This window comes from Bacillus sp. HMA207, assembly GCF_003402455.1.
In the GTDB taxonomy this organism is placed as follows: Bacteria; Bacillota; Bacilli; order Bacillales; family Bacillaceae_G; genus Bacillus_A; species Bacillus_A cereus.
In genome coordinates, this window is sequence record NZ_BEZT01000002.1 from 441,290 (window position 1) to 467,773 (window position 26,484).

Consider the following 26,484-nt stretch of genomic DNA (forward strand, 5'->3'; position numbering starts at 1 on the left):
AAACATTATGTTTTACGAGCTTTTTCTTATTATTCAGCTTCAGAAACTACTGTGAAGCGTTCGTTTACATGTTTTGGATTTTCGATTTCATCAAGTGCTGCAACTGCGAAATCTTCGTAACTTACGTAGCTATCACCTTTTGCGTTAACAAGAAGGTTGTCTTTACCAGCTTTGTAAGAACCAGTGCGTTTTCCTAATGCGAATAGTGCAGAAGGGCTGATGAATGTCCAAGTGATATCATTTGTTTGTTGTAAGATTTCTAAGTTTTTGCCTTGGTTTTGAGCTGTTGCAAGGTATTCTTTCGGGAAACCTGGTGTCTCAAATACACGTGTTGTTTTCTCTTCGTCTACAAATAAGCTTCCAGCGCCTCCAACTACAAGTAATTTTGTATTTGGTGCACCTTTCATCGCTTCAATAAGTACGTTTCCTGCATCTACGTGAAGGTGTTCTTCGCCTGCTGGAGCACCGAATGCATTTACAACTACGTCAAATGCCTGCAAGTCGTTAGATGTAAGAGAAAATACGTCTTTTTCTAAAACTTTTACGTTTTCTTCTGTAATTTTTGCAGCGTTTCTTACGATTGCAGTTACTTCATGTCCGCGATTCAATGCTTCTTTTAAAATACGACTTCCTGCTTTGCCAGTTGCTCCGATAATTCCGATTTTCATAATAAATCCCTCCAAAGTGTTTTGTTAAAGTGTATATCTGAAAGTAAATGAATTTGTTGTAATTAGGTTTGTTACAACCTGTTGTAATCATTATAGTTACAGGTTGGTATTTTTGTCAATAGGGTTGTTTGTGAATTTATTTTTTGTTTTAGTATGCACAGTTAGAGGGAGGGTAGTCAGTCATAAAGATATTGTTACTGTGAACCTGGCTAATATTTGGAAATTGCAAATTGTCGAAAAATGTTGATTTTTGAATGTTTTTTAAATATAATTCGTTTTATGGAGAAAAGGAGGGGTTAATTGTATGAATATTTTAGAGCAATTTATTTCATCAACAAATACAATTCTTTGGTCATATATTCTTATTGCAATGTTAATTGGTTTAGGTCTTTATTTTTCTATTAAATTGAAATTCGTACAAATTACTCATTTAGGGGAAATGGTTCGACTAATGAGTGATGGATTAACTGGAAAGACGCGTAAAAAAGGTAGTGTATCTTCTTTCCAAGCGTTTTGTATGAGTTCAGCAGCTCGTATTGGTATCGGTAACTTAGCTGGTGTAGCATTAGCTATATCTATGGGAGGACCTGGAGCTGTATTTTGGATGTGGGTTATTGCGATTATCGGGGCTTCTTCAAGTTTCGTAGAAAGTACGCTTGCCCAAATTTATAAAGTAAAAGATGGCAGTGGCTTCCGTGGTGGTCCTGCTTATTATATGGAAAAAGGTTTAAATAAACGTTGGATGGGAATTTGGTTTTCTATCCTTATTACAGTTAGTTACGGTTTAATTTTTAACTCAGTACAAGCGAATACAGTAACATTAGCGTTTGAAAATGCATTTGGTTTAGAGCGTTATATTGTTGGTATTGTATTAGCTGCATTAGTTGCGGTTATTATTTTTGGTGGTGTAAAAAGTATTGCACGTATGTCGGAAATGATTGTTCCGCCAATGGCGCTTGTTTATATTGCGGTAGCTATTTTTGTTGTCATTAAAAACTTCTATTTAATACCAGATGTGTTTACGGAAATCTTTAAAGGTGCATTCGGTTTAGATTCAGCTGTAGGCGGTGGTATCGGTGCTGCGATGAAATATGGTATTCAGCGCGGATTATTTGCGAACGAAGCAGGTATGGGTAGTGCGCCGAACGCGGCAGCAACAGCTGATGTAACGCATCCAGCCAAACAAGGTTTTATTCAAACGATCGGCGTTTTAGTAGATACATTCTTAGTATGTACATCAACAGCATTTATCGTACTATGTTCTGGTGCATATAAAGCAACAAATTTAGAAGGTATTGAATTAACGCAAAATGCATTAAGCTCACAAATCGGCCCATGGGCAAGTAGCTTCTTAGCGATTATTATTTTCTTATTTGCATTTAGTTCTCTTTTAGGAAACTACTATTATGGTGAAACAAATATTGAATTTATTAAGCAAAGCAAAACGTGGTTAACAATTTACCGTATTGCAGTAGTTGGAATGGTATTATTCGGTTCTGTTGCGACGCTTCAAGTTGTATGGAATATGGCAGACTTATTTATGGGTCTAATGGTAATCACGAACTTAATTGCGATTACACTTCTTGGCCGATTTGCGTACGCGGCATTAACAGACTATGTAAGGCAAAAGAAACAAGGGAAAGATCCAGTCTTCAGTGCAGATTCTATTCCTGGTTTAACGAATACAGAGTGCTGGGATAAGCCAGTGGTAACAGATAAAGAAAAAGCAGTGTAATTGAAAAGGCGAGCATCGAGGTAAATTCGATGCTCGTCTTTTTTGTTGTAGTAAATGATGAAAAGGGTGAGAGGTAGTTATTAATATAACTTTTTTTATTTGTTCCTCTCGTTATTTTTGGGGAACGTGCTGTTTTAAAAGTATGACTGGTTGAAGAGGATAAGTGATTGAGTATTGGATAAATGCATGTAATAGCTATATTTTTATGAAAAAAAACACGTATGTTAAGATAGTTAACATACTGATGTCATAAAACCTTACATAAAGTTCTTGATTACTTAAAGTTTTTAGAATATAATTTTCTTATTGTTAGGAAGAGGGGGCAATACAAATATGGATTTTTTAGCTAGGGTAATTGGGGATGTAAATAATATCCTTTGGTCATATGTCATTATTGCGATGTTAATTGGGTTAGGGCTCTATTTTTCATTTCGTGTGAAATTTGTCCAAGTTCGTTACTTCGGTGAAATGATTCGTTTGCTTGGGGATGGAGCAAGCTCGAAAACGAGGAAAGCGCAAAAAGAGAAGAGCGGCGTATCATCATTCCAAGCGTTTTGTATGAGTACAGCTTCTCGTGTAGGTACTGGTAACTTAGCTGGTGTAGCTATTGCGATTTCAGCAGGTGGTCCAGGAGCAGTATTTTGGATGTGGTTAATTGCGGTAATTGGGGGTGCTTCTGCATTTGTAGAGAGCACATTAGCGCAAATTTATAAAGTAAAAGATGGGAATGCATTCCGTGGGGGCCCAGCGTATTATATGGAAAAGGGTTTAAATAAACGCTGGTTAGGTGTTGTGTTCTCTGTTCTAATAACAGTAAGTTTCGGATTGATTTTTAACGCTGTACAGTCTAATACTGTAGCAGCTGCCTTTGATGGTGCATTTAAAACAGATAGCAGATTAGTAGGTCTTGTTATGGCTGGTTTACTTGCGGTTATTATTTTCGGCGGAGTAAAACGAATTGCTCGCGCGGTTGAAATGATAGTTCCAGTAATGGCAATTATTTATGTAGCAGTGGCATTATTCGTTGTTGTAACAAACATTACGGCAATTCCATATGTATTTAAAGAAATTTTCTTACATGCTTTCGGAATTAAAGAAGTAGTAGGCGGAGGATTAGGAGCTGCGATTTTATTAGGGGTAAAACGTGGGTTATTCTCAAATGAAGCAGGTATGGGTAGTGCGCCGAACGCAGCAGCGACTGCAAACGTAACGCACCCAGTTAAACAAGGTTTCATTCAAACTTTAGGGGTATTTACTGATACATTATTAATTTGTAGTTGTACAGCATTTATTATTCTTTTATCAGATGTGCATAATGCAGCTGATTTAAATGGAATTCAATTAACGCAGCAGGCGTTAAGTCAACATATCGGTCCATGGGCTTCTATATTTGTAGCAGTTGCGATCTTCTTGTTTGCGTTCAGTTCATTAGTAGGTAACTACTACTATGGTGAAACAAATATTGAATTCTTAAATGGAAGTAAAGTGCTATTAAATGCATACCGCATTGCTGTACTTGGTATGGTTATGCTAGGGTCTGTAGCGACAATTCAAATCGTTTGGGATTTAGCAGATTTATTTATGGGAATTATGGCTGTTATTAACTTAGTAGCAATTGTATTCCTTTCTAAGTACGCTTTCGCAGCGTTATCAGATTATATTAAGCAAAAGAAACAAGGGAAAGATCCAGTCTTTTATGCGGAGTCTATTCCAGGTTTGAACAATACAGAGTGTTGGGATAAGCCAGCGGTAGCTGATAAAGAAAAAGCAGTATAATGAGGTGAGCATCAAGTGAAACTTGATGCTCATTTTTTGTTGGTTCAGCTATTTGTGTGAAGTGAAACTCCTGCTCATTAAAGTTTCGCTTTATAATGAAAAAGACGAACATTCATGAATGGTTCATAATAAAATGTATTTTTTTAAGAAAAGTGCGGATATGAGTTGTGATTTATGTTAGAATGGAAAATGCCTTTGAAATAAGAGGTTTTATGATCTTTTCTATCCGATTGAAGATTTTGGAGGAGAAATGGAAAGTTCGGATTATTTCTTGTTTTGAATGGTCAGACGTTCAACGTTAATGAAGAGTTAAATGGAGGATTTTATTAATGAAGTTTGTTATGTTCCTTGTAGGATTACTCGTTGTATTTGTACTCGGTTTTCTTATAAGTGCCGATCGAAAGAAGATTAAGTATAAACCAATCGCAATTATGCTTATTATTCAGCTAGCATTATCTTATTTCTTATTAAATACGCAAGTTGGTTATATTTTAGTAAAAGGAATTTCAGATGGATTTGGCGCACTTCTTGGATATGCGGAAGCTGGAATCGTTTTCGTATTTGGTGGTCTTGTTAATAAAGGAGAGGTTTCATTCTTCTTAACAGCGTTATTACCAATCGTATTCTTTGCGGTTTTAATCGGAATTCTGCAACACTTTAAAATTTTACCGATATTTATTCGTGCTATTGGTACGTTGTTAAGTAAAGTGAATGGTCTAGGAAAACTAGAATCATATAACGCAGTAGCAGCTGCCATTGTTGGACAAGCAGAAGTATTTATTACAGTAAAAGATCAATTAAGTAAAATCCCAAAACATCGTTTATATACATTATGTGCATCTTCTATGTCGACAGTGTCGATGTCAATCGTTGGTTCTTATATGAAAATGATCGAACCGAAATATGTAGTAACAGCACTTGTATTAAATTTATTTAGTGGTTTCATTATTATTCATATTATTAACCCGTACGATATTACAGAAGAAGAAGATACACTGAAATTAGAAAATAAGAAAAAACAATCATTCTTTGAAATGCTGAGCGAGTACATTATGCTTGGTTTCACGATTGCGATTACAGTAGCAGCTATGTTACTCGGTTTCGTAGCATTAATTACAGCAATCAATAGCTTGTTTGATTCCATGTTCGGTATTACATTCCAAGCTATTTTAGGATATATTTTCTCACCATTAGCATTCGTAATGGGAATCCCACAAGCTGAGATGGTCACAGCGGGACAAATTATGGCAACAAAATTAGTATCAAACGAGTTTGTTGCGATGCTTGATCTTGGAAAAGTAGCTGGTGATTTATCGGCTCGTACAGTTGGTATTCTTTCTGTATTCCTTGTATCATTTGCGAACTTCTCATCTATCGGAATTATTGCAGGTGCAACAAAAGGTATCGATGAAAATCAATCAAATGTTGTATCATCATTCGGTCTACGCCTTGTGTACGGTGCGACATTAGTAAGTATTCTATCAGCGATTATCGTTGGTGTTATGTTATAAAGTGAAACTTTAATCAGTGGGGGCTTTATTCCCGCTCATTATTAGTCCTCACCAATCGGGGTAAAAAGGATGGTCCTAGCTCATAGCTAGGGCTATTTTTATGGTAAATTTACATGAAAAAACCAATTGATTAGGAATATATTAACATATGAAAATCTTTTAAAATTTATATTGCATTTCATCTAGATAACGCTTACAATTTGATTTGTAGGTGGTATCAATTTCAGACTTTCAAGTATGGTAGGAGAGAAGAAGCTACCTTTTATAAATTGCAATTTATGTAAACGCTTACTGATTTTAGATGACAGTTGAATAGTTTTAGGGGTTTTAAATTTTTTTAACAACAATGGTCAGACGTCATTCGTTATACGTTATACGACCAATAACTCGTGGGAGAAGTGGAGGATTCACATATGAAGTTCGTAATGTTTCTAGTCGGTTTACTTGTAGTGTTTGTACTAGGTTTCCTTATTAGTTCAGATCGTAAGAAAATTAAATATAAACCAATTGCACTTATGCTTGTCATTCAATTGGTACTTGCGTATTTCTTACTAAATACAAAGGTCGGATTCGTATTAGTAAAAGGGATCGCAGATGGATTTGGCGCTATTTTAAAATTTGCGGAAGCTGGGGTTAATTTCGTATTTGGTGGTCTAGCAAACGATGGACAAGCACCATTCTTCTTAACAGTATTATTACCGATTATTTTCTTAGCAGTATTAATCGGGATCCTGCAACATATTAAAGTTTTACCGATTATCATTCGTGCAGTCGGTTTCCTATTAAGTAAAGTTAACGGTTTAGGAAAACTAGAATCATATAATGCGGTAGCAGCTGCAATCGTTGGTCAAGGGGAAGTATTCATTACAGTAAAAGATCAACTAAGCAAATTACCGAAAAATCGTTTATACACACTTTGTGCATCTTCAATGTCTACAGTATCGATGTCAATCGTCGGTTCTTATATGAAAATGATTGATCCAAAATATGTAGTAACAGCACTTGTATTAAACTTATTCAGTGGATTCATTATCGTTCATATCATTAATCCATATGAAGTAAAAGAAGAAGACGATATTTTAGAATTACAAGAAGACAAGAAACAAACATTCTTTGAAATGTTAGGCGAATATATTATGCTTGGTTTTTCAATCGCTGTAACAGTAGCGGCGATGTTAATCGGTTTCGTAGCATTAATTACAGCAATTAACGGTGTATTTGATTCAATTTTCGGAATCACATTCCAAAGCATTTTAGGATACATCTTCTCACCATTAGCATTTGTAATGGGTATTCCAACATCAGAGATGCTACAAGCAGGACAAATTATGGCAACAAAATTAGTAACGAACGAATTCGTTGCAATGCTTGATCTTGGTAAAGTAGCTGGTGATTTATCAGCTCGTACAGTAGGTATTTTATCTATCTTCCTTGTATCATTTGCGAACTTCTCATCTATCGGAATTATCGCAGGTGCAACGAAGAGTATCGATGGCAAACAAGCAAACGTTGTATCATCATTCGGTTTAAAACTTGTATACGGTGCAACGTTAGTAAGTATATTATCAGCGATTATCGTTGGGGTTATGCTTTAATAAATAATAAAGAAGTCGTTTATCTCTCGCTTAGAGGGATGAACGACTTTTTTGTTTTTGTATGATAAATAATATAGAGAGGAGGAATTAGGTTGAAAGAACAGGGTATTTTAAAGGAACTTGATGAGGTTATAGATAACATTAATCATTTAACTGGAGAAGATGCTAGAGCATTTTTGAAATTTACACATGGGTACTTAAACATAGTAGAAGAGGGAGAGGGTACTTTTACTCATAGTGATTTTGTTGAAAAGGTTGCAGGGCTTTATAAGAAGGATATGGCTAAGGTTATTGAGCTTAGAAAAGAACAAATTAAAAAATCACCTTAATCCATTCATTAAGGTGATTAAAAGTATTATTCAGCTGGAGGCGTAAATGTACGTTTCTCTAATTCAGCATCTAGCATAAACAGTGCGTTTGAATCGCTTGTAATACGTTTTAATTTTTGAATGATGCTATCGAATGAAGCTTCTTCTTCAACTTGTTCGTCAACGAACCATTTTAAGAATGTAATTGTTGCATGTTCACGCTCGTCCCAAGCGATATCAGATAAGTTATAAATACGTTTCGTTACTTCACGCTCGTGCTCAAGTGCGACTTCAAAAGCGTTTAATACAGATTCGTATTCGTTATTCGGATTATCAAATCCAGTAATAATAGCGCGCTCTCCGCGGTCATTAATATAGTTGTAAAGCTTCATTGCGTGGAAACGTTCTTCTTCAGCTTGTACAAGGAAAAAGTTAGCGAATCCATCATAGCTCTCAGCTGTACAGTAAGCAGCCATTGCCATATAAGCATGGGCAGAATAAAATTCAAAGTTCATTTGTTCATTTAATGCGTCGTGCAATTTTTTTGATAACATAAAATCCCCCTTGGTATTGTGACAAGAATATTATACCATAATTGATAATGTTCTCATTTAGATACTTCGAACCTTTTCGAAAGCTTTGTGACGTGTGCGTCCATAATGTCTTGTAAGTCTAAATCATATTTTTGCGAAAGAATAATAAGGTTAGATAGTACATCGCCAAGTTCTTCTTTTAGTTCTTGTTTTAGCTCTTCTTCTGTTTTCGCCTCTTCATCAGGGCGATCGCGGCCAATTTCAATAGCACGAACGACTCGTGAAACTTCCCCAACTTCCTCGGTTAAGAAATTTAAGCGAATAAAGGCATTATACTGTGACCAGCTTCGTTTTTCGTAAAATTCCTCAACCCATCTTTGAAATGCAACGATATCCATTTCTTCCTCATCTCCTCAATATGTTGTACAATGTTCATTGTATCATAACAATATATAGTTTCGGGGTGTAGGAATGAGAAAGATTTGTGTGTTTGCAGGTTCTAATTTAGGGGAGAGACCAGAATTCAAAGAGCAGGCAATTCAGTTAGGTAAAATGTTTGTTGAGAACGACTATGAGCTCGTATACGGTGGTTCATGTGTCGGATTAATGGGAGAAGTAGCAAACGAAGTTCTTCGTTTAGGTGGACGTGTAACAGGTGTTATGCCGCGCGGTCTATTTCGAGGAGAAATTGTACATACAGGATTAACAGAATTAATTGAAGTAGAAACAATGCACGAACGTAAAGCGAAAATGGCAGAGCTTGCGGATGCTTTTATCGCGCTTCCAGGCGGATACGGAACGTTTGAAGAACTATTTGAAGTTGTATGTTGGTCACAAATTGGTATACATAATAAGCCGGTTGGTTTATTAAACATAAAAGGTTTTTACGGACCAATTTTGCAAATGGTTGAACGTGCAGCGGAAGAAGGATTTATGAATTCATCGAATAAAGAATTGATCGTTTCAGCTGAGACAGCAGATAAACTAATTCATGCAATCCAAAATTATGAGCGTCCTGTTTTGGGAACGAAGTGGAAGCAACTATCATAGCAAATACGGAAACACATGTCGTTTTAATGTAAGACGGCATGTGTTTTTAATTTGGTTAAATATGTTAATGTTTAGATGTAATGTTTTTGGGAAAGGAGAAATAGATGGAGGAATTCGTATATTTACGACCGGTTTTTAAAAGTATTTTAGCAGCATCTATTCTTGTTATGCTAATTGTTTTGAGACAGAAGAAAGAGTTGATTAATGAATTTTCGCTTTGGTTTATCTCGGTATTGTGTATCGGTGTTTCCGCGATAACGTTGTTTATGTCCGGATTTATCGTTGATGATTATAATCTAGGTGGAGATCCACAATCGTTTTGTATGTTTATTGCGATTTGTTGTATTAGCGGTCTGAATTTCATTATTTATTACAGAAGGCAATAAAAGAGGCATTCCATATTACTTTGGAATGCCTTTATCATTTTGATTGCTTTGTTTTTTATACAGGTACCAGCCACCCCAGCCGCCACCAATTGCTACGACAACGAGGAAAGCATAGTCCTTAACCTCGACACGTATATTGAAAATATTAGCTATAAGTAAGAGAATCCCAACTGTTATTAACGCAAAAAATGCTCTAATTAAGTAGTCTTTCAACTGAACCACTCCCGTCATTTAAGTAGTAAATGATGAATTTGGAAAAGCTAAAGGGTGTTTCCTATATTTTAACATAGATGAGATTGTAATATATTGATAAAAGTAGGGGAGAGGGGCGCTGATATTGTCGTGATTTGTCGGCAAATCGATATAATGAAAAAATCGTTAATATATTGCGGGTAATGATCGATATAATGAAAAAATCGTTGATATATTGCGAGTTATGATCGATATATTTGAAAAATCGTTGATATAATTTCGTGTACCGTTAAGTGCGACCATTACATAAAAAAGCGACTCTAAACGAGCCGCTTCTGCTTTTAATTATTATTGATTCAAGAACGCACGTAGCATCCAAGCGTGTTTTTCTAGTTCTGTGTAGATGCCTAGTAGTAGGTCAGATGTCATTTCATCGTCAGAGTCTTGAGCGATTTCCATGCCTTTTTTCAGTTCGACTAGCATCATTTCGTAGTCTTTCATGATTGCTTCGACCATCCCTTCTGCAGTTTCTCCGTATGCTGCTTCTTGAATAGAAGATAGTTCTAAGTATTCTTTCATTGTTGCTACTGGTTTGCCGCCAATTGCTAAAATACGTTCTGCAATTTCATCGATGTGAGTAGCTGATTCTGTGTAAAGTTCTTCGAATTTCTCGTGTAATGTGAAGAATTGAGGTCCTTTTACGTACCAATGGAAGTTGTGAAGTTTTGTGAATAAAACGCTCCAGTCTGCTACTTGTTTGTTTAATACTTCGATTACTTGTTTGTTCATTATGATCAATCTCCTTTTGAGTTGTTATGTGATATCAATTACTAATTTATAATAATTATAATCTAGTAATCTCTATAAATCAACCCTTTTGCTGGAATTAATTTGAACAAATTATGAACTCTTGTAAATAAAAGGCCCTATTACGGTGAAGTAATAGGGCCTTTGTTTGAGATATGGCTCTTGTTCTAAACGAGCCGCTTGTGCTTTTAGTGATATCCAGCTCCGGTGACTAGACCAGTCGGTCATTTCGCGCCTTCCTGTGAGGCAAAGAACGCCTCTTCGTCAGGAGCTCCAATGCCCTCCTGTTCTGAACGAGCCACTTCCGCTTTTATTTGTTAAACGGCTTTTTGTTTTTCTTCTACATCTTGCCCATCCCAGCACTCTGTATTCTTTAAGCCAGGGATAGAGTTTGCAACGAAGACAGGATCTTTTCCTTGTTTCTTTTGCTTCAAATAGTCTACTAATGCAGCGTAAGCAAATTTGCTAAGGAATGAGATGGCAATTAAGTTTGTGAATACCATTAGTCCCATGAATAAATCAGCTAAACTCCAAACTGTTTTAAGAGCAGCGATTGATCCGAAGAATACCATTCCGACAACTGCAACGCGATAAATCATTAGCCATGTTTTGCTTTCTTTAATGAATGCGATATTTGTTTCACCATAATAGTAGTTTCCTAGAAGTGAACTGAAAGCGAATAGGAAAATAATAATCGCTAAGAAAGTGCTTGCCCACGGTCCAATTTGTGAACTTAATGCGTTTTGTGTTAATTCGATACCTTCTAAATTTGATCCTTTGTAAAGCCCAGAACATAATACGATAAATGCTGTTGATGTACATACTAAGAATGTATCTACGAAAACGCCTAACGCTTGAACAAGCCCTTGTTTTACAGGGTGAGATACATCAGATGTTGCGGCTGCATTAGGAGAACTACCCATTCCCGCTTCTGTAGCGAATAAACCGCGCTGAATTCCGAACTTGATTGCTGCTCCAATACCACCAGCTATAGCTTGGTCTAAACCGAATGCACCGTTAAAGATTTCCATGAAAATGCTTGGTAACATACTGAAGTTGTTAATAACGACAAAAATAGCCACGCCGATATAAACGATTGCCATTGGCGGAACAATCATTTCTGTAATACGTGAAATGCTCTTAATGCCACCAAAAATAATAACTGCAACTAATAAGGCTAATAGAGCTCCTACGATTGTTCGCTCTAGTCCAAAAGCATTTTCAAACGCTATTGTTACTGTATTTGCTTGCACTGAATTGAAAATTAATCCGTACGCAACTGTAATAAGAAGTGAAAACCAGACGCCCATCCAGCGTTTGTTTAACCCTTTTTCCATGTAATATGCTGGTCCACCACGGAACCTACTTCCATCTTTTACTTTATAAATTTGCGCAAGTGTACATTCTACAAAACTAGTAGCTGCTCCGATAATTGCGATAAACCACATCCAAAATATTGCGCCAGGTCCACCCATTGAAATTGCTAATGCTACACCAGCTAAGTTTCCGATACCGATACGTGCTGCTGCACTTAAGCAAAATGCTTGGAATGGTGAGATGCTATCTTTCTTTTTTTCTTTTCGATTAAACCCTTTACTAATTAAGCTGACCATCTCACTGAAATGAGTAATTTGGACAAATTTTAATTTAAAAGAGAAGTAAAGACCGAAGCCGATTAGCATTGCAATAAGAATATATGACCATAAAATATTATTCGTTACCTCAAGGAATCTGCTAAAGATATCAACCATATAATACACTTCCTTTTTTTCGTAATAAGAAAATTATATGCAAAAAATATACGAGAATCAATTTTTCTAAAAAATTATGTTACTTAAGTCATTTTTGTGTTATGATTATGTTACATCGTAATATTTTTAGAATTATTTACATTTTAAAAAACTAAATTTAAAGCGAGAAGGTGGGGATAATTTGAAAGAAGATTCTTTATGGAAAGTAAGCCTTGAGAGTTTGAAAATGAGAAGTAATATATTTTTTATCATTACATCTTTAAGTATCTTTTTAGGGTCCACTTATTATTACAATAAAAGATTTCCAAATCACAAATATCCTGAGTGGTTAGAATTTCTAAAGTTGATTGGATGAATAAAAGGCAGAAAAACAGAAAATTAAAATAAATAAGTTATGGAGGAGCTAAAAATGAATATTAGAGAAAGTGAACTTCCAGGTATTGGTTATAAGTTTCAAATCGTTACGAAAGGTAACGAAAAGATGGTAATTGTCATTCATGATGATGGTCGTAGAGAAATGTATCATTTTGATTCAGATCATGAAGAAAGCATCTCAAGTATTTCACTACGTGACTCAGAGGCGAGACAAATCGCTGCAATATTAGGTGGAATGGTATATAAGCCTAGGGCGTTAGAAAATGTTGAGATGGTTTTTGAAGGTTTAGCGATTGAGTGGTTCAAAGTGGAGAATACAGCTCCAGCAATCGGAAAAACAATTGGCGATCTTGAAATAAGAAAAACATATAGCGTAACAATAATCGCGGTTATGAAGAAGAACATGAAGAAGCTATTTAATCCAGGACCAGAAACGGTAATTGAAGAAGGAGATATGCTTGTAGTTTCAGGTGAGAGAGAAGAAATTAAAAAAATCATTAATGAATTACTTTCAAATAGGGGGGACTGATTAGATGGATACGTTAATTTTTGAAGTTGGTACAGCTTTAGTTTTAGTGGCAATTGCAGCAGTAATTGCTGGAAAATTTAAATTCTCAGTAATTCCTTTTCTAATCGTTCTTGGAATGTTAGTAGGACCGCATGCACCGACAATAGGTGTTATCGATCTCAAATTTATTGAAAGTGCAAGTGTAATTTCCTTCCTTGGACGGATTGGGGTTCTATTCCTTCTATTCTATCTAGGATTAGAATTTTCAATGAAAAAACTAATTAAATCTGGACGCTCTATTGCGATTGGCGGAACGATTTATATTTTAATTAACTTTTCACTTGGTTTGTTATACGGATTTATAATGGGATTCCCATTACTAGAAATCTTAATTATTGCGGGTATTATTACGATTTCTTCTAGCGCTATCGTTGCTAAAGTGTTAGTGGACTTAAGAAGAACTGGTAATAATGAAACCGAATTAATTTTAGGAATTATTATGTTTGAAGATATATTCCTTGCTGTATATTTATCAGTTGTTTCTGGTTTAGTACTTGGAGATCACGCTTCCTTCTTAGGTGCCCTTACTTCAATTGGAATTGCTTTAGGATATATGCTTCTATTCTTTATAGTAGCTAGAAAGGCTACGCCGTTATTAAATAAATTGCTCAATATTAGCTCAGATGAAATCTTTATTATTGTAGTATTTGCTTCATTATTCTTCATTGCTGGTTTTTCAGAAACAATTCACGTTGCAGAAGCAATTGGAGCACTTCTTCTAGGATTAGTTTTCTCTGAGACAGAGCATAGTGACCGAATTGAACATCTTGTTGTTCCATTTAGAGACTTTTTCGGAGCTATTTTCTTCTTCAGCTTCGGGTTAAGTATTGATCCGTTCTCATTAGGCGGAGCGATATGGTTAACGTTAGGTGCTGTCCTTCTTACGATAATCGGTAACTTTGTAGCAGGAATGATTGCAGGAAGACAAGCTGGATTATCTCATAAAGCATCAACAAATATCGGATTAACAATCGTTTCAAGAGGAGAGTTCTCCATCATTATGGCTAATATCGGTATCGCCGGTGGTTTAATGTCAGTACTGAAACCATTCTCAGCACTATACGTGCTTATACTATCCATTTTAGGCCCACTTCTGACAAAAGAGTCGAAGAATGTATATAAATTCTTAAATAAAATCTTTAAGTGGGATACGAAGACTAACTAAATTGAAAAAAATAAAAGTACAAGATATTTCCTGCTTGTACTTTTATTTTTGTAATGAAAACAGTAAAGAGAGGTACATGATGTTAGGAGAGTTGATTCATTCGGTTTTAGTTTTTTTAGAAGGACTTGGTTATTGGGGAATTATGCTTGGATTAATGCTAGAGGTTATTCCAAGTGAAATCGTATTGTCTTATGCAGGTTATTTAGTATCAACAGGAAGCATTACATTTTGGGGCGCTGTCGCGTTTGGTACAATTGGTGGTGTAATTGCACAACTATTCATTTATTGGATTGGTCGATATGGAGGAAGACCTGTTCTTGAGCGATATGGAAAATATATTTTAATTCAGAAGAAACATATTGATTATGCTGAAGATTGGTTTAATCGTTATGGAACTGGCGTTATCTTTACCGCACGTTTTATTCCGGTTGTGCGTCATGCTATTTCGATACCAGCGGGTATTGCGAAAATGTCACATGCTAAGTTTATTACGCTAACTACATTAGCTGTTATTCCGTGGTCAATTGTGTTTGTATATTTAGGTTTTAAATTAGGAACAGAGTGGGAAAGTATTAATAAAGTTGCGGGGCCATATGTGAAATACTTTGCACTTGCTGCTATTGTTTGTGCACTTGGTTATTTTGTATTAAAAAAAATGATGAAAAAAAAGTGATTACAGAAAAGGAATCTATGTCGACGTAGATTCCTTTTTTATTGGCATTTTTTCAAGGATGAAAGAATACGTTTAATATTTACCATATTGTGGCATACATATAGAAAAAGGGAGTTTGGAAAGGGGAATAAAGAAAAATGGAACTCCAGTTTCAAAATGTATATCAACAGGTAGAAAATTGGTATGTGTTGGATTCGGAGCTTCCTTGGGATGTCAAAAAGCTGAGAGAGGATTTGTGTTCTCTTATTGAAGTATGTAAAACGCCCGTTATTTTTTGTGATACGTGTGATGCAAATGATGTGCTTCTATCATTAGGGGAAGAGGAAGAAGAGTTCCTATTCCCGGTAGGTGGTTTTTATCATAAAGAAAAGCAATTAATTTTCGTTTGTATGTGGGAAGAGTATGAGCAAGTTCTCAAAACGCTACTGCATGAATTCCGCCATGCGATGCAGCATAAGAGAGATATATTGTATGTGGGAAGTGAACGGTACGAAGAGCGGTGGATTGAAAAAGATGCGAGGAAGTTCGCGGAGAGGAAATTAGATGAATATAAGAGTAGAAAGTTAATGTAAAGCATAGTGGAGAAATAGCGCTGTGCTTTTTATGCTTATTAAAAATAAGTATTTGACTTTTATTAAGTTTAGTTCTAAACTAATGATATGAAACGAGCGAGGTGATGAAATGAAAACAGAAGATAGACTAGGGCTACTATTATGGTTTCGTTTGTCACGCTTTTATAATAAGAGTATTCGTGAGACGAATCAGCATTTGAAAAAATGGAATATATCTGCCGCCCAGTTTGATGTGTTAGCTCAAGTTGGAGGACATAATCGTTTAACGCAGCAAGAACTTGGGAATAAGCTATTTGTTACGAAAGGAAATGTGACGCAGCTTTTAAATAAAATGGAGCAGCTTGAGTGGATTCATCGTGAGCAAGAGGGTACTACGAAATATATTTCGTTAACAGAAAAGGGCAGAGCTTTATATGAGGAAATTGTTCCACCTCAAGAAACGTTCCAAGCAGAGAAGTTTCATAATTTAAATATAGAAGAACAAAATCAATTATTAACACTACTAAAAAAGTTACAGTAAGAAAAAAATTTTAAAATAAATCTCGAATTCGAGATAGTATGAGGTGAAGGATATGTTTAGAAAAGTTGATCATAAAAATATGGGCAGAGCAAATCATGGTTGGTTAAATACACATTTTCATTTTTCTTTTGCCAATTACTACAATCCAAATAACATGAGCTTCGGATCGTTACGTGTTATTAATGATGATCTAGTAGCGGCACAAACTGGTTTTGATATGCATCCGCACCGTGATATGGAGATTATTTCTTACGTTGTAGATGGTGCTTTAACACATGAAGACAGCATGGGAAATCGCGGAACGATTGAGCGTGGACATGTTCAATATATGAGTGCTGGCACGGGTGTATTTCATAGCGAGCATAATTTAGGCGATGAAACGCTGCGTTTATTACAAATTTGGATTTTACCAGACCGCGCAGATCATAAACCAAACTATGGTGAGTTTAAATTTGATTGGAGCAAGCGTAAAAATGAATGGTTCCATATGGTATCTTCAGTAGAAGGAAATGCACCAATTCAAATTCACCAAGATGCGAATTTATATTCTTTATCATTAGAGGCTGGAAAAGAAATTCATTTTCCAGTGAAAGAAGGCCGTCAATTGTACCTTGTACAAATTGAAGGAAGCAGTGTAATAAATGGTGAAACGTTTGTTATGCGGGATGCAGCAGAAGCGGTAGAAGAAGATATTCACATTCAAGCGAAAGAGCAATCACACTATTTAGCAATTGAATTGAAAAAACAATAAAAGGTTTATAGAAAAGAGGACATCCGATAGATGTCTTCTTTTTTTGATTGGAATTGTCTGAAAAATGTTTCTCAAATTTTTGGTAGAGGTATCGGCTGGGAAAATAAGAATTGTATAAAAGTGTCAAAAATCTTTATGGGAATGGGGAATGTTATAGTGAAAAAGCAAGTCATTTCATCAGCATTAGCGTTAACTGTTATCGCCGGGGGATTTGGAGCGTTTGGGGCAACGACAACGAAAGCGGAAGAACAAAAAATTCAATATCATCAAGAATTTAAAACACCTGCATACATAGGTGAAGAATGGAAAGCACCGGAAGGACTAGATAAAAAAGAGACAGTCTTTCAATACTTAGAGAGTAAGAAAGATATGTTTAAATTAGCAGGAAATATTGAAAAGCATTTTAATATCGTTGGGGAAGAAAAAGACGCTGAATCTGATACGACACACGTGAAGCTAGTTGAGAAACATAATAACATTCCTGTGTACGGTTCTGATCAAACTGTTACACTTGATAAAGAGAATAATGTAAAAGCATTCTTCGGACAAGTTATTCCGAATTTAGATGATAAAAATATTCCTGCAGCTGCAAGCATTACTGCGGAACAAGCAGAAACAATTGCAAAGGCAGATATTGAGAAAGAAATTGGTAAAGTAAAGAGTTATGACGGTGTGAAAAAAGATTTATTTGTATATGAAAAGGACGGTAATTACTACCTTGCATACTTAGTTAAGGCATCGATTTCAAAACCAGCTCCAGGATATTGGCATTATTTTGTTGATGCAACGAATGGAAATGTTATTGAGAAATATAACGCTGTAGATAACATTACTGGATTTGGTTACGGAGTATTAGGTGCTAGACAATCATTTGAAATTGCTCAAGATACGAAAACAGGACAATTCAACTTGTTTGATGGTAAACGAGGACAAGGTGTTCATACATTTGATGCAGAAAATATGGACGAGAACTGGTTTAATTTATTCTCACAATGGCTTGGATATACAGGAGAAGAAGTTGAAAGTAAATCTAAGTTCTTCGAAGATAAAGCTGCAGTTGATGCGCATGTAAATGCAGGAAAAGTATATGATTACTACAAAAAGACATTTAATCGTAACTCTTTCGATGATAAAGGTGCGAAGCTTATTTCAACTGTTCACGTAGGGGAGAGCTGGAATAACGCAGCTTGGAATGGTGTGCAAATGATGTACGGTGATGGCGATGGAAAAACGTTCATTCCATTATCTGCTGGACTTGATGTTATCGGTCACGAATTAACGCATGCTGTAACTGAACATACAGCAAACCTTGTTTACAAAAATGAGTCAGGGGCGTTAAATGAATCGTTATCTGATATTATGGGTGTTATGGTTGAGAAGAAGAGCTGGGATTTAGGTGCTGATATTTATACACCTGATAAACCTGGTGATGCACTTCGCTCTCTTAAAGACCCAGCGTCTATTCCAAATCCATTAAAACCAAGTGAAGGTTACCCAGATCACTATAGTAAACGTTATACTGGAACAGCTGATAATGGCGGTGTTCATATTAACAGCAGTATTAATAATAAAGCTGCTTATTTAGTATCTGAAGGCGGAGATCATTACGGCGTGAAAGTAACTGGAGTGGGCCGTGAAGCGACAGAAAAAATTTACTACCGTGCTCTTACGAAATATTTAACTGCAAACTCTGACTTCAAAATGATGCGTCAAGCTGCTCTTCAGTCAGCTGAAGATTTATATGGTAAAAACTCTAAAGCTGTACAAGCTGTAACGAAAGCTTATGATGCAGTAGGTGTAAAATAATAAGAGAAAAGACCTGACATCCTAGTCAGGTCTTTTCTTTATCCCGCTATCCGCAAATGATGAAATTTCCACTTTATTTAGTCGCGAATACCTAATGCGATTTTCGCCATACGTGACATACGTTCTTTCGACCACGGTGGATTCCAAACGACATTTACTTCTATTTCATTAACTTCAGGTACGTTTGTTGATAATACTTTTTTAACGTCTGATACGATTTGCCCAGCCATTGGACAACCGATAGAAGTCATAGTCATCGTAATGACAGCATTATTATTTTCATCTGCTGTAACATCATAAACTAATCCAAGATTAACGATATCAACACCTAGTTCAGGGTCAATAACAGCCTCTAAATTGGCAAGTAATTTATTTTCAAATGCTTCTTGTGACATAAGCAGCCCCTCCTACACTTTAATGATATCGATTCTCATTATAACGGAAATGAGCATAATGTGCAGGAAATGAGCTCAAAAAAATATCCCTCTTTCAAAGAAGGGATATTTTTTGAACATCTATTCTGTTTTAAAATGAGATACGAGTTGATCTAACTCTTCAACTGTTTGTTTCATTTTTCCAGCAGTTACTGCCATTTCATTCATAACGATAACTTTTTTTTCAGCAGATTGTGCCGTTGCGGCAGTTTCGCTCGATACTTCAGTAGAGATAGAAGCGATGTTATTAAGTGAAGCGTTCATTTCTTCAGCACTTGCAGCCATTTCTTCAGCAGTTGCTGATATATCTTGCATTTGAGTAGATACTTTATTTACTTGTTCTACAATTGTTGAGAAAGAAGTACCAGCTTCACGAATAACATTAATGCCTTCAAATGCTTCAGAACGGCCTTGAGACATCATAGAGCTAGCAGTTTCTGTATCATTTTGAATTTGATGTAGTAATTGATTAATGTCTGTTGCAGCTGTTTTAGATTGTTCAGCAAGTTTTCGAACTTCGTCAGCTACGACAGCAAATCCTTTTCCTTGCTCACCAGCACGAGCTGCCTCAATAGAAGCATTTAAAGCAAGTAAGTTTGTTTGCTCAGCAATATTAGAAATAGATTGTACAGCAGTATCAATATATTTCGTATGAGTGATTAGACGTTCAACCACTTCTGACGTAGCATTTACAGCTTCGTGTATTGTTGTCATTTGTGAAACAGATTTTTGGATAACGGTACTGCCATCGCTAGCATGTTCAGATGTGGCAACAGCAAGTTCCGCTACAGATGAAGCAGATTCAGCAATGCGCTGAACACTTACTGCCATATCATCCATTGCAGTTGAACTTTCTTCCATACTAGAAGTTTGTGATTGAATACTTGCATTTAAGTTGGACATCGAGCTTTGGACTCTTAATGTCGCCTCACGTGATGTATTCGTTTTTTCTAGCATATTTTCAGAAGCGGTTTGTACTTCCACTGATGTTTTTTGAACACGATTAATAATATGTTGTAGGTTTTCTAACATTTTATTAAATGATGTTGCGATAGCACCTATTTCATCGTTGCTATTTACTTGTAGACGTGCCGTTAAGTCACCTTCTTGAGAGGCCAATTCTTTTAGTTTCGTGTCAATTTGTTGAATTGGTTTCACCAGTTTACCAGAGAACCACCATGCAAGAATAATTGCAACGATAATACATACAACAAGTGATAAGAAAATAACATATTCGATTAAGAGTGCAGATTGATCAATTTTTTCAATAGATTGTTCACGTAATTTAGCTTGTTCATTACTGTAATTTGTGAAGTCACCAATTACTTTATAGACCGTTCCGTTTTCTGAAGAAGCTACTTGTAAAGCTTCTTCCCATTTTTGTTCTTTTGCAAGAGTGAATACTTTTTCTTCAATGAACTTTCTCCAAGTAGACCCTAATTCCATTGTGCTTTTTACGGACGAAGAAAGATTTGGATTAGAAAGAAGTTTATCTTTTGAATCCTCAAGACGTTTACTCATCTCATTAAACTTGTCTAATTCGACTTGATCATGTTGTAGTAAATAACCTCTTAAAGCAGAGAGCTGTACTTGATAAGCGTCTCCACGCTCTTTCAATTCTGTTGCCAGTGGAGAAATTTCTTTTTGTAATGTTTCAGCTTTACGAGATTGGTCGATAGCAAAAAATAAAATAAATGCTAAGGCGACACCAAATAAAGCGCAAATCGTTCCCATCATGAACATAAGTTTTTTTCTGATACTTACAAAATTCATATGATTAAAAGCCTCCTTTGTGAAATCTTAGTATTAGAATTAATAAATGTAAAAAATTGAAAGAAAGCTTTACTCCAGTTGGAATAAAGCTTTCTTATTTCCTTTAGGAATTATAGCAGACGGAATGAGAGATAGAAAGAGATATTTTAAAGTGAAAAAAGAGAGCCTGTAAAACTTTCATTCCTATACCTTTGAGCTCGTGTCATTTTCACTTTAAGCGTTTGTTTTGAAATGAGAGACGAGAACTTCAAGTTCTTGTACGATTGTTTTCATTTCAGATGATTTTTTAGCCACGATACTCATTTTGTTTACTTGATCACCAGCCGAATGCGCTGTTTGTGATGTTTCTGCAGCAACTTCGTTTGAAATAGAAGCGATATTATTTAAAGCTGCGTTCATTTCTTCAGAGCTTGCAGCCATCTCTTCAGCAGTTGCAGACATTTCTTGCATTTGTGTAGAGACTTTGTTAATGTGGTTAACAATTTCTGAGAATGAAGATCCGGCGGTACGAATAACCGTAATTCCTTCAGAAGCTTCTGCTTGACCTTGTGTCATCATGTCATTTGCTATTTTTGTATCAGCTTGAATTTGATGAAGTAAATGGTTAATGTCAGTTGCGGCTAGTTGAGATTGTTCAGCAAGTTTTCGAACTTCATCGGCAACAACAGCGAATCCTTTTCCATGTTCACCAGCACGAGCTGCTTCAATAGAAGCATTTAAAGCGAGTAAATTTGTTTGGTCGGCGATATTCGAAATAGATTGAAGTGCAGTATCTATATGATTTGTATGTGTAATGAGTCGCTCAACTACTTGTGATGTAGCGTTAACAGCTTCGTTAATTGTATGCATTTGTGTAATAGATTTCTCAATGACTTTATTCCCATCATCTGCTTTTTCTGAAGTTGTGACAGCTAAACTAGTAACAGAAGAGGCGGACTCAGCGATACGCTGAACACTCGTTGCCATGTCATCCATTGCGGTTGAACTTTCTTCAATGCTAGAAACTTGTGAACGAATATTGTGTTCAAGAGCAGTCATAGTTTCTTGGGTTCTTGCGGTATTTTCCATAGAAGCGGTTGTTTCGATAAATACATTTTCGGAAGCTTCTTTTACACTTGTTGATGTTTGTTGAACTTGTTTTATTATATGCTGTAAGTTAGTGAGCATTTGATTAAAGGAATTTGCAATGTCACCAATTTCATCTTTACTTGTTACGTGTAATCTAGCCGTTAAATCTCCATCTTGAGAAGCTAATTCTTTTAACTTCTCATCAATTTGTCGAATTGGTTTAACGAGTTTACCAGAGAACCACCATGCTAATAAGATAGACGTTAATGTACATGTAATGAGTGAGAAGAAAATAATATATTGAATAAGTGATGAAGAAGACTCGACATCAGCAATTAATGCGTCACGTTTCTCATTCTCTTCATTTGTATATTTATTAAAACGACCTAAAAGATCATTTACATAATCTGTTTGTGCTAAAGCAATTTTGGATGCTTCGTCCCATTTTCCTTCACGCGCAAGAGGTAGTACCTCATTATCTATGACGCTACGCCATTTTCCCCCCATTAAAATAGCTTCTTTCATTCCTTCTGGGAGCTTCTTGTCACTTGTTACTTTCTCTCTAGTATCAGCTAATTTTTTCCCTTCTCGATTGAACTTATCTAATCCTTTTTGATCATGTGATAGCAAATATTCTTGTAAACCAGCAACTTGTGCTTGGAACCAATCGCCACGTTCTTTTAAAATCGTCGCTCTTTTTGATACATCATTTTTTAACGTTTTGATTTCACTTGCTTGATTCATGGCGAATGAAAGAATAACAATAAGAGCAATGCTAAATAAAGAAGAAATGCTTAAGAGTGTGAACAGTAGTTTTTTTCGAATACTAACATATTTCATCGTTATCCCTACCCTCATTTAAACTATTTATTATGATTTATAGATATTTAAAACAAAATTAATAAAAACATTATTATGAAGTTATTAATCTGTTCAATGAAAATTATAGCAGATAATGGAAGGAGTCAGATTGATATTAGAAAAAGTTCTTAAAATGTATACATTTGCATATCATAAAATTCATAAATAAATATTAGAAATGCTATTGAAATTTGAAATGACATCATGTATACTTCTAATTAGTTGATAACGATTATCAGTATCAACTAAAAACATTACTCTTCGTTATGTTGGTCATACCCCTTTTTGACGACGTAAGTCAGAGACGAAATGTTGAAATATCTTGTGTCCTATTCTACAGAATTATGGTAATCTCCAACCTCAACTTATATGCGTGAGCATGCAAAAAGGATCCTATCCGTGAAGGGATCCTTTTTTGCATGCTGTCGCAATTATTGTATATAGACCAGGGATACGTTCTTCGATTCCTTCTGGTGCAGTAGAAGGGAAGAACCATCTTTGATGAGATCCATGTTCTTCAACTAGTTTTTCAATTTTAAAACGTTCTTCCGCAAGTGTTGTAATGATTTCTCCTAGCGTCCAGCGACGGATGGTTGTTTTAGGTAGCGATTCTTTCTGTGCTTCTGTAAGAAGGATGCTATAAGCAACATCATCTTCAATTAATTCTTCATCGAAATAATTTCCACTTGCTCGAAATGATGGATGGTCTACTCCTAATAGCTTTGTGTATATTGGATGGTAATCGCGAAGGATAAGTATCCCACCTGGCTTTAGTAGTTGAGAAATTTTTTTGAAAAGTGGTTTTAAATCTAGAAAGTAATGAAGTACACCAAGCTCCAGTAATACGATATCAAATGATTTGGAGAGATTTACATCTAGTACATCAGAAACGATGTAATGAATAGAGACGTCTGCGGCGGCAGCAAGTTCATTTGCATATTTTGCATTACTTGCTGAAATATCAACAACTGTTACGTCAGAGCCTAAAAGGGCGAGAGCAACAGCTTTATTTCCTTTTGAGCCGAGTAAATTAATAATACATTTTCCTTTTGGAGATTGTATGTAAGGTAAATAATGTGCTACTTCGCGTGTGGGATCTTCCATGATTTTTTTCGCATAATCAGCTGGTGCCCCATGGCGATTCGTCCAAGCTTCATAAGCAGCTGTATTCCAGCTTTTTTCATTTATAATGCTTAGTTGTTTTTGGTTCAATGTTATCACTCCTTTTGTGAACGTATAGGTATTCGGCGGGAGGATGGGAGTTCCTTTTCGTTCTGGATAAAAGTTTGATTTTTCTGTGATTAAGTCGTAAAATACTTGTTATACGTAAAAGCGTTGAAAAGGAAAAGTAGGATGAACACATTCTTTCCAGAGAGCTTCGGTAGCTGAGAAGAAGCAAGAATATTCATTTGAACAATGGCCTTTGAGCTTCGTCCTGAACTTATCAAATGATAATAGTAGGCGGCGACGAGAGTTGGTACTCGTTATCAAAACCACAGTATAAGAGCATAGAGCTCCGTACTTGTTAAGGCTAATTATGTGAGTGATTGGCGAAATAAGGTGGTACCGCGACTGTTTATACAGCCCCGCCCTTATCTTTTTTAAGATAGGGGCGGGGCTTTTTATATTTTAAAGGAGGAATATAAGATGAGTATTTTTATTGGAGGCGCTTGGCCGTATGCAAATGGTTCGTTACACCTTGGCCATATTGCGAGTTTATTACCTGGAGATATTTTAGCGCGTTATTACAGGGCAAAAGGTGAGAATGTGCTGTATGTTTCAGGGAGTGACTGCAATGGAACACCGATTGCAATTAGAGCAAAACAAGAAGGTGTGACAGCAAAAGAAATTGCTAATAAGTATCATGAAGAATTTCAGCGATGTTTTCGTGATCTCGGTTTTACGTATGATTGCTATACACGTACCGATAGCGAGCATCATCATGAAACTGTTCAAAAAGTTTTTTTACGTTTATTAGAAGAAGGCTATATTTATAAAAAAACAGTGGAACAAGCGTATTGTGAAACGTGTACGCAGTTTTTACCGGATCGTTATGTTGAAGGAATATGTCCATATTGCCATGAAGCAGCAAGAGGAGATCAATGCGATGCTTGTTCTGCTATTTTAGATCCTCTTGATTTGTTAGAAAAGAAATGTAAGTTATGTGGTAGTACGCCATCTGTAGAGGAAACAGAGCATTTCTATTTTGCATTGCATACATTTCAGGAGCAAATTAAAAAAGTTGTAGAAATCGCAAAAGAAAAAGGAACATGGCGTGATAATGCAATTCAATTAACGGAAAGATACGTAAAGGAAGGGTTACAAGATAGGGCTGTATCAAGAGATTTACCAATCGGGGTATCAATTCCAGTGAAAGGGTATGAAGATAAAAAAATTTACGTATGGATTGAAGCAGTGGCAGGATATTATTCAGCGAGTAAACATTGGGCTGAAGAAACAGGAAAAGATGATCAAGAGTTTTGGAATAGCGATGCGCAAACATATTATGTACACGGCAAGGATAATATTCCATTTCACTCCGTCATTTGGCCAGCGGTATTACTTGGAATAGGGGAAGAAGCAATCCCGCGTCATATCGTTTCGAATGAATATTTAACAGTTGAAAAAAGAAAATTATCTACAAGTAAAAACTGGGCAGTATGGGTACCTGACATATTAGAACGCTATGATCCAGATTCTATTCGTTACTTTTTAACCGTCAACGCACCAGAAAATCGCGATACTGATTTTTCATGGCGGGAATTTATTTACAGTCATAATAGTGAATTGTTAGGTGCATACGGGAACTTTGTGAACCGGACATTAAAGTTTATTGAAAAATATTATGGTGGTATCTTGCCGAAGGGAAGTATTGAGGTAGAGCTGAAAGATAAAGTAGAAGGATTATATAAACATGTAGGAGAGGCGATTGAGCAAACTAAATTTAAGGTGGCGTTAGAAACAATATTTGATGCAGTACGTTTTGTAAATAAATATTTTGATGAAAAGCAGCCTTGGAAACAAAGAGAAGATGATCCAGTTTCGTGTGAAGAAACGATTTATAACTGTGTGTATCTTATCGCTAATTTTGCAAATCTCCTTGAACCGTTTTTACCATTTTCAAGTGAAAGAGTTAGAAGCACATTGTCGATTATTAAACGAAATTGGGAACCACAAAATACGTTGCCAAGTAGAATTGATAGCGTGCAGCCACTATTTGAGCGAATCGATGTAAAACAAATTGAGCATGAGGTAGGGAAGCTATATGGAGCGGTAAAGTGAAATATAGAAAAAGACCTTTCAAGTAAATGAAAGGTCTTTTGTTATGCAGTATGATTCTCTTTCTTATCTTTCAAAAAGAAAAGTACGGCAAGGATTACAAGAATAATAGCTGCGATATCATACGTTATTTTAAATGTAGTATTAAAGTTTAAGTATTCTACGAAAGGAGTTTTCACTGCTCCTGCATATATACAAACGGGAATGAGAAGTAAATCGTAAAATTTCTTTTCTTTCATATATCTTATTAGGAAGAAGATACACATAATAGCAAAAAATACGATGCTTAAAATAGTCATTTATACCTCCAGATAAATTTACTTATTT

General features: G+C 35.8%; 26 protein-coding genes and 1 other annotated feature. Of the genes, 15 read left to right on the forward strand and 11 right to left on the reverse strand.

The features are described from left to right. Positions 1 to 29: 29 nt before the first annotated feature. Positions 30 to 668, reverse strand: a complete 639-nt coding sequence (locus HMAS_RS22710; protein WP_116345047.1) for an NAD(P)-dependent oxidoreductase — start codon at positions 666 to 668, stop codon at positions 30 to 32. A 304-nt stretch (positions 669 to 972) separates the two neighbouring features. On the opposite strand from HMAS_RS22710, the gene HMAS_RS22715 reads away from it, so the two are divergent. The 5 genes from HMAS_RS22715 to HMAS_RS22735 all read left to right on the forward strand — a co-directional run bounded on the left by HMAS_RS22715 (position 973) and on the right by HMAS_RS22735 (position 7,614). Next, a complete protein-coding gene (locus tag HMAS_RS22715; RefSeq protein WP_001022930.1) occupies positions 973 to 2,403 on the forward strand; it encodes an alanine/glycine:cation symporter family protein in 1,431 nt (476 codons plus the stop codon). Positions 2,404 to 2,736: 333 nt separating this feature from the next. Next, on the forward strand, positions 2,737 to 4,179 hold the full coding sequence (locus HMAS_RS22720; RefSeq protein ID WP_000346413.1) for an alanine/glycine:cation symporter family protein: 1,443 nt from the start codon (positions 2,737 to 2,739) through the stop codon (positions 4,177 to 4,179). Positions 4,180 to 4,508: 329 nt separating this feature from the next. Beyond that, positions 4,509 to 5,690 (forward strand): NupC/NupG family nucleoside CNT transporter, encoded by a 1,182-nt coding sequence (locus HMAS_RS22725; RefSeq protein WP_000673839.1) that lies wholly within the window; start codon positions 4,509 to 4,511, stop codon positions 5,688 to 5,690. A gap of 413 nt (positions 5,691 to 6,103) precedes the next feature. Continuing rightward, a complete protein-coding gene (locus HMAS_RS22730; protein WP_000673874.1) occupies positions 6,104 to 7,285 on the forward strand; it encodes a NupC/NupG family nucleoside CNT transporter in 1,182 nt (393 codons plus the stop codon). A 92-nt stretch (positions 7,286 to 7,377) separates the two neighbouring features. Then, positions 7,378 to 7,614, forward strand: a complete 237-nt coding sequence (locus tag HMAS_RS22735) for a hypothetical protein (protein WP_000662911.1) — start codon at positions 7,378 to 7,380, stop codon at positions 7,612 to 7,614. A gap of 26 nt (positions 7,615 to 7,640) precedes the next feature. Here HMAS_RS22735 and HMAS_RS22740 read toward each other — a convergent pair whose 3' ends face one another. Continuing rightward, on the reverse strand, positions 7,641 to 8,147 hold the full coding sequence (locus HMAS_RS22740) for a ferritin (protein ID WP_000949403.1): 507 nt from the start codon (positions 8,145 to 8,147) through the stop codon (positions 7,641 to 7,643). Positions 8,148 to 8,200: 53 nt separating this feature from the next. Next, the gene (locus HMAS_RS22745; RefSeq protein WP_000355758.1) at positions 8,201 to 8,524 is read right to left on the reverse strand and encodes a MazG nucleotide pyrophosphohydrolase domain-containing protein; all 324 of its coding nucleotides are present in this window, start codon (positions 8,522 to 8,524) and stop codon (positions 8,201 to 8,203) included. A gap of 88 nt (positions 8,525 to 8,612) precedes the next feature. On the opposite strand from HMAS_RS22745, the gene HMAS_RS22750 reads away from it, so the two are divergent. Both HMAS_RS22750 and HMAS_RS22760 read left to right on the forward strand, forming a co-directional pair. After that, positions 8,613 to 9,176 (forward strand): TIGR00730 family Rossman fold protein, encoded by a 564-nt coding sequence (locus tag HMAS_RS22750; RefSeq protein ID WP_025709826.1) that lies wholly within the window; start codon positions 8,613 to 8,615, stop codon positions 9,174 to 9,176. Positions 9,177 to 9,280: 104 nt separating this feature from the next. Next, entirely contained in the window at positions 9,281 to 9,562 is a 282-nt protein-coding gene (locus HMAS_RS22760; protein ID WP_000390908.1) for a hypothetical protein, read from the forward strand. 15 nt (positions 9,563 to 9,577) lie between these two features. Here HMAS_RS22760 and HMAS_RS22765 read toward each other — a convergent pair whose 3' ends face one another. The 3 genes from HMAS_RS22765 to HMAS_RS22775 all read right to left on the reverse strand — a co-directional run bounded on the left by HMAS_RS22765 (position 9,578) and on the right by HMAS_RS22775 (position 12,312). Further along, positions 9,578 to 9,775 (reverse strand): hypothetical protein, encoded by a 198-nt coding sequence (locus HMAS_RS22765; protein ID WP_000656312.1) that lies wholly within the window; start codon positions 9,773 to 9,775, stop codon positions 9,578 to 9,580. A 327-nt stretch (positions 9,776 to 10,102) separates the two neighbouring features. Further along, on the reverse strand, positions 10,103 to 10,543 hold the full coding sequence (locus HMAS_RS22770) for a Dps family protein (protein ID WP_001041895.1): 441 nt from the start codon (positions 10,541 to 10,543) through the stop codon (positions 10,103 to 10,105). A 335-nt stretch (positions 10,544 to 10,878) separates the two neighbouring features. Further along, complete coding sequence (locus tag HMAS_RS22775) at positions 10,879 to 12,312, reverse strand: alanine/glycine:cation symporter family protein (protein ID WP_000227591.1); 1,434 nt, start codon at positions 12,310 to 12,312, stop codon at positions 10,879 to 10,881. A gap of 409 nt (positions 12,313 to 12,721) precedes the next feature. On the opposite strand from HMAS_RS22775, the gene HMAS_RS22780 reads away from it, so the two are divergent. The 7 genes from HMAS_RS22780 to nprB all read left to right on the forward strand — a co-directional run bounded on the left by HMAS_RS22780 (position 12,722) and on the right by nprB (position 18,742). Next, on the forward strand, positions 12,722 to 13,216 hold the full coding sequence (locus HMAS_RS22780; protein ID WP_001026075.1) for a cation:proton antiporter regulatory subunit: 495 nt from the start codon (positions 12,722 to 12,724) through the stop codon (positions 13,214 to 13,216). Positions 13,217 to 13,220: 4 nt separating this feature from the next. After that, on the forward strand, positions 13,221 to 14,420 hold the full coding sequence (locus tag HMAS_RS22785; protein WP_000380223.1) for a cation:proton antiporter: 1,200 nt from the start codon (positions 13,221 to 13,223) through the stop codon (positions 14,418 to 14,420). Between the two features lie 79 nt (positions 14,421 to 14,499). Continuing rightward, positions 14,500 to 15,093 carry a DedA family protein gene (locus HMAS_RS22790; RefSeq protein WP_000900219.1) on the forward strand — a complete coding sequence of 198 codons (594 nt, stop codon included), beginning with the start codon at positions 14,500 to 14,502 and terminating at the stop codon, positions 15,091 to 15,093. 137 nt (positions 15,094 to 15,230) lie between these two features. Further along, entirely contained in the window at positions 15,231 to 15,665 is a 435-nt protein-coding gene (locus HMAS_RS22795; protein ID WP_000422797.1) for a DUF3920 family protein, read from the forward strand. Between the two features lie 109 nt (positions 15,666 to 15,774). Next, positions 15,775 to 16,185: a MarR family winged helix-turn-helix transcriptional regulator gene (locus tag HMAS_RS22800; RefSeq protein WP_000845466.1), complete on the forward strand. Its 411-nt coding sequence runs from the start codon at positions 15,775 to 15,777 to the stop codon at positions 16,183 to 16,185. A gap of 52 nt (positions 16,186 to 16,237) precedes the next feature. Next, positions 16,238 to 16,936: a pirin family protein gene (locus HMAS_RS22805; RefSeq protein WP_000488964.1), complete on the forward strand. Its 699-nt coding sequence runs from the start codon at positions 16,238 to 16,240 to the stop codon at positions 16,934 to 16,936. A 156-nt stretch (positions 16,937 to 17,092) separates the two neighbouring features. Continuing rightward, positions 17,093 to 18,742: a neutral protease NprB gene (gene nprB / locus HMAS_RS22810; RefSeq protein ID WP_000745123.1), complete on the forward strand. Its 1,650-nt coding sequence runs from the start codon at positions 17,093 to 17,095 to the stop codon at positions 18,740 to 18,742. Between the two features lie 77 nt (positions 18,743 to 18,819). Here nprB and HMAS_RS22815 read toward each other — a convergent pair whose 3' ends face one another. The 4 genes from HMAS_RS22815 to HMAS_RS22830 all read right to left on the reverse strand — a co-directional run bounded on the left by HMAS_RS22815 (position 18,820) and on the right by HMAS_RS22830 (position 24,090). After that, positions 18,820 to 19,137: a metal-sulfur cluster assembly factor gene (locus tag HMAS_RS22815; protein WP_000076422.1), complete on the reverse strand. Its 318-nt coding sequence runs from the start codon at positions 19,135 to 19,137 to the stop codon at positions 18,820 to 18,822. Between the two features lie 120 nt (positions 19,138 to 19,257). Next, on the reverse strand, positions 19,258 to 20,949 hold the full coding sequence (locus HMAS_RS22820; RefSeq protein ID WP_001012208.1) for a methyl-accepting chemotaxis protein: 1,692 nt from the start codon (positions 20,947 to 20,949) through the stop codon (positions 19,258 to 19,260). A 213-nt stretch (positions 20,950 to 21,162) separates the two neighbouring features. Then, positions 21,163 to 22,857: a methyl-accepting chemotaxis protein gene (locus tag HMAS_RS22825; protein ID WP_000878452.1), complete on the reverse strand. Its 1,695-nt coding sequence runs from the start codon at positions 22,855 to 22,857 to the stop codon at positions 21,163 to 21,165. A 414-nt stretch (positions 22,858 to 23,271) separates the two neighbouring features. After that, entirely contained in the window at positions 23,272 to 24,090 is an 819-nt protein-coding gene (locus HMAS_RS22830; RefSeq protein WP_116345049.1) for a class I SAM-dependent methyltransferase, read from the reverse strand. A gap of 114 nt (positions 24,091 to 24,204) precedes the next feature. Next, positions 24,205 to 24,475 (forward strand) — a binding site (T-box leader). Positions 24,476 to 24,525: 50 nt separating this feature from the next. Here HMAS_RS22830 and metG point away from each other — a divergent pair. After that, complete coding sequence (gene metG, locus HMAS_RS22835; protein ID WP_116345050.1) at positions 24,526 to 26,160, forward strand: methionine--tRNA ligase; 1,635 nt, start codon at positions 24,526 to 24,528, stop codon at positions 26,158 to 26,160. A 41-nt stretch (positions 26,161 to 26,201) separates the two neighbouring features. Here metG and HMAS_RS22840 read toward each other — a convergent pair whose 3' ends face one another. Continuing rightward, the gene (locus HMAS_RS22840) at positions 26,202 to 26,456 is read right to left on the reverse strand and encodes a hypothetical protein (RefSeq protein ID WP_000154129.1); all 255 of its coding nucleotides are present in this window, start codon (positions 26,454 to 26,456) and stop codon (positions 26,202 to 26,204) included. Positions 26,457 to 26,484 lie beyond the last annotated feature (28 nt).

What these genes read in the sequence shown, in the direction of transcription:
- metG (WP_116345050.1), top strand. Translation starts at nt 24,526, where the DNA reads ATGAGTATTTTTATTGGAGGCGCTTGGCCGTATGCAAATGGTTCGTTA.
- HMAS_RS22815 (WP_000076422.1), bottom strand. Translation starts at nt 19,137, where the DNA reads ATGTCACAAGAAGCATTTGAAAATAAATTACTTGCCAATTTAGAGGCT.
- HMAS_RS22785 (WP_000380223.1), top strand. Translation starts at nt 13,221, where the DNA reads ATGGATACGTTAATTTTTGAAGTTGGTACAGCTTTAGTTTTAGTGGCA.
- HMAS_RS22725 (WP_000673839.1), top strand. Translation starts at nt 4,509, where the DNA reads ATGAAGTTTGTTATGTTCCTTGTAGGATTACTCGTTGTATTTGTACTC.
- HMAS_RS22770 (WP_001041895.1), bottom strand. Translation starts at nt 10,543, where the DNA reads ATGAACAAACAAGTAATCGAAGTATTAAACAAACAAGTAGCAGACTGG.
- HMAS_RS22780 (WP_001026075.1), top strand. Translation starts at nt 12,722, where the DNA reads ATGAATATTAGAGAAAGTGAACTTCCAGGTATTGGTTATAAGTTTCAA.
- HMAS_RS22790 (WP_000900219.1), top strand. Translation starts at nt 14,500, where the DNA reads ATGTTAGGAGAGTTGATTCATTCGGTTTTAGTTTTTTTAGAAGGACTT.
- HMAS_RS22730 (WP_000673874.1), top strand. Translation starts at nt 6,104, where the DNA reads ATGAAGTTCGTAATGTTTCTAGTCGGTTTACTTGTAGTGTTTGTACTA.
- HMAS_RS22825 (WP_000878452.1), bottom strand. Translation starts at nt 22,857, where the DNA reads ATGAAATATGTTAGTATTCGAAAAAAACTACTGTTCACACTCTTAAGC.
- HMAS_RS22775 (WP_000227591.1), bottom strand. Translation starts at nt 12,312, where the DNA reads ATGGTTGATATCTTTAGCAGATTCCTTGAGGTAACGAATAATATTTTA.
- HMAS_RS22800 (WP_000845466.1), top strand. Translation starts at nt 15,775, where the DNA reads ATGAAAACAGAAGATAGACTAGGGCTACTATTATGGTTTCGTTTGTCA.
- HMAS_RS22795 (WP_000422797.1), top strand. Translation starts at nt 15,231, where the DNA reads ATGGAACTCCAGTTTCAAAATGTATATCAACAGGTAGAAAATTGGTAT.
- HMAS_RS22740 (WP_000949403.1), bottom strand. Translation starts at nt 8,147, where the DNA reads ATGTTATCAAAAAAATTGCACGACGCATTAAATGAACAAATGAACTTT.
- HMAS_RS22820 (WP_001012208.1), bottom strand. Translation starts at nt 20,949, where the DNA reads ATGAATTTTGTAAGTATCAGAAAAAAACTTATGTTCATGATGGGAACG.
- HMAS_RS22840 (WP_000154129.1), bottom strand. Translation starts at nt 26,456, where the DNA reads ATGACTATTTTAAGCATCGTATTTTTTGCTATTATGTGTATCTTCTTC.
- HMAS_RS22745 (WP_000355758.1), bottom strand. Translation starts at nt 8,524, where the DNA reads ATGGATATCGTTGCATTTCAAAGATGGGTTGAGGAATTTTACGAAAAA.
- HMAS_RS22715 (WP_001022930.1), top strand. Translation starts at nt 973, where the DNA reads ATGAATATTTTAGAGCAATTTATTTCATCAACAAATACAATTCTTTGG.
- HMAS_RS22805 (WP_000488964.1), top strand. Translation starts at nt 16,238, where the DNA reads ATGTTTAGAAAAGTTGATCATAAAAATATGGGCAGAGCAAATCATGGT.
- HMAS_RS22720 (WP_000346413.1), top strand. Translation starts at nt 2,737, where the DNA reads ATGGATTTTTTAGCTAGGGTAATTGGGGATGTAAATAATATCCTTTGG.
- HMAS_RS22760 (WP_000390908.1), top strand. Translation starts at nt 9,281, where the DNA reads ATGGAGGAATTCGTATATTTACGACCGGTTTTTAAAAGTATTTTAGCA.
- HMAS_RS22710 (WP_116345047.1), bottom strand. Translation starts at nt 668, where the DNA reads ATGAAAATCGGAATTATCGGAGCAACTGGCAAAGCAGGAAGTCGTATT.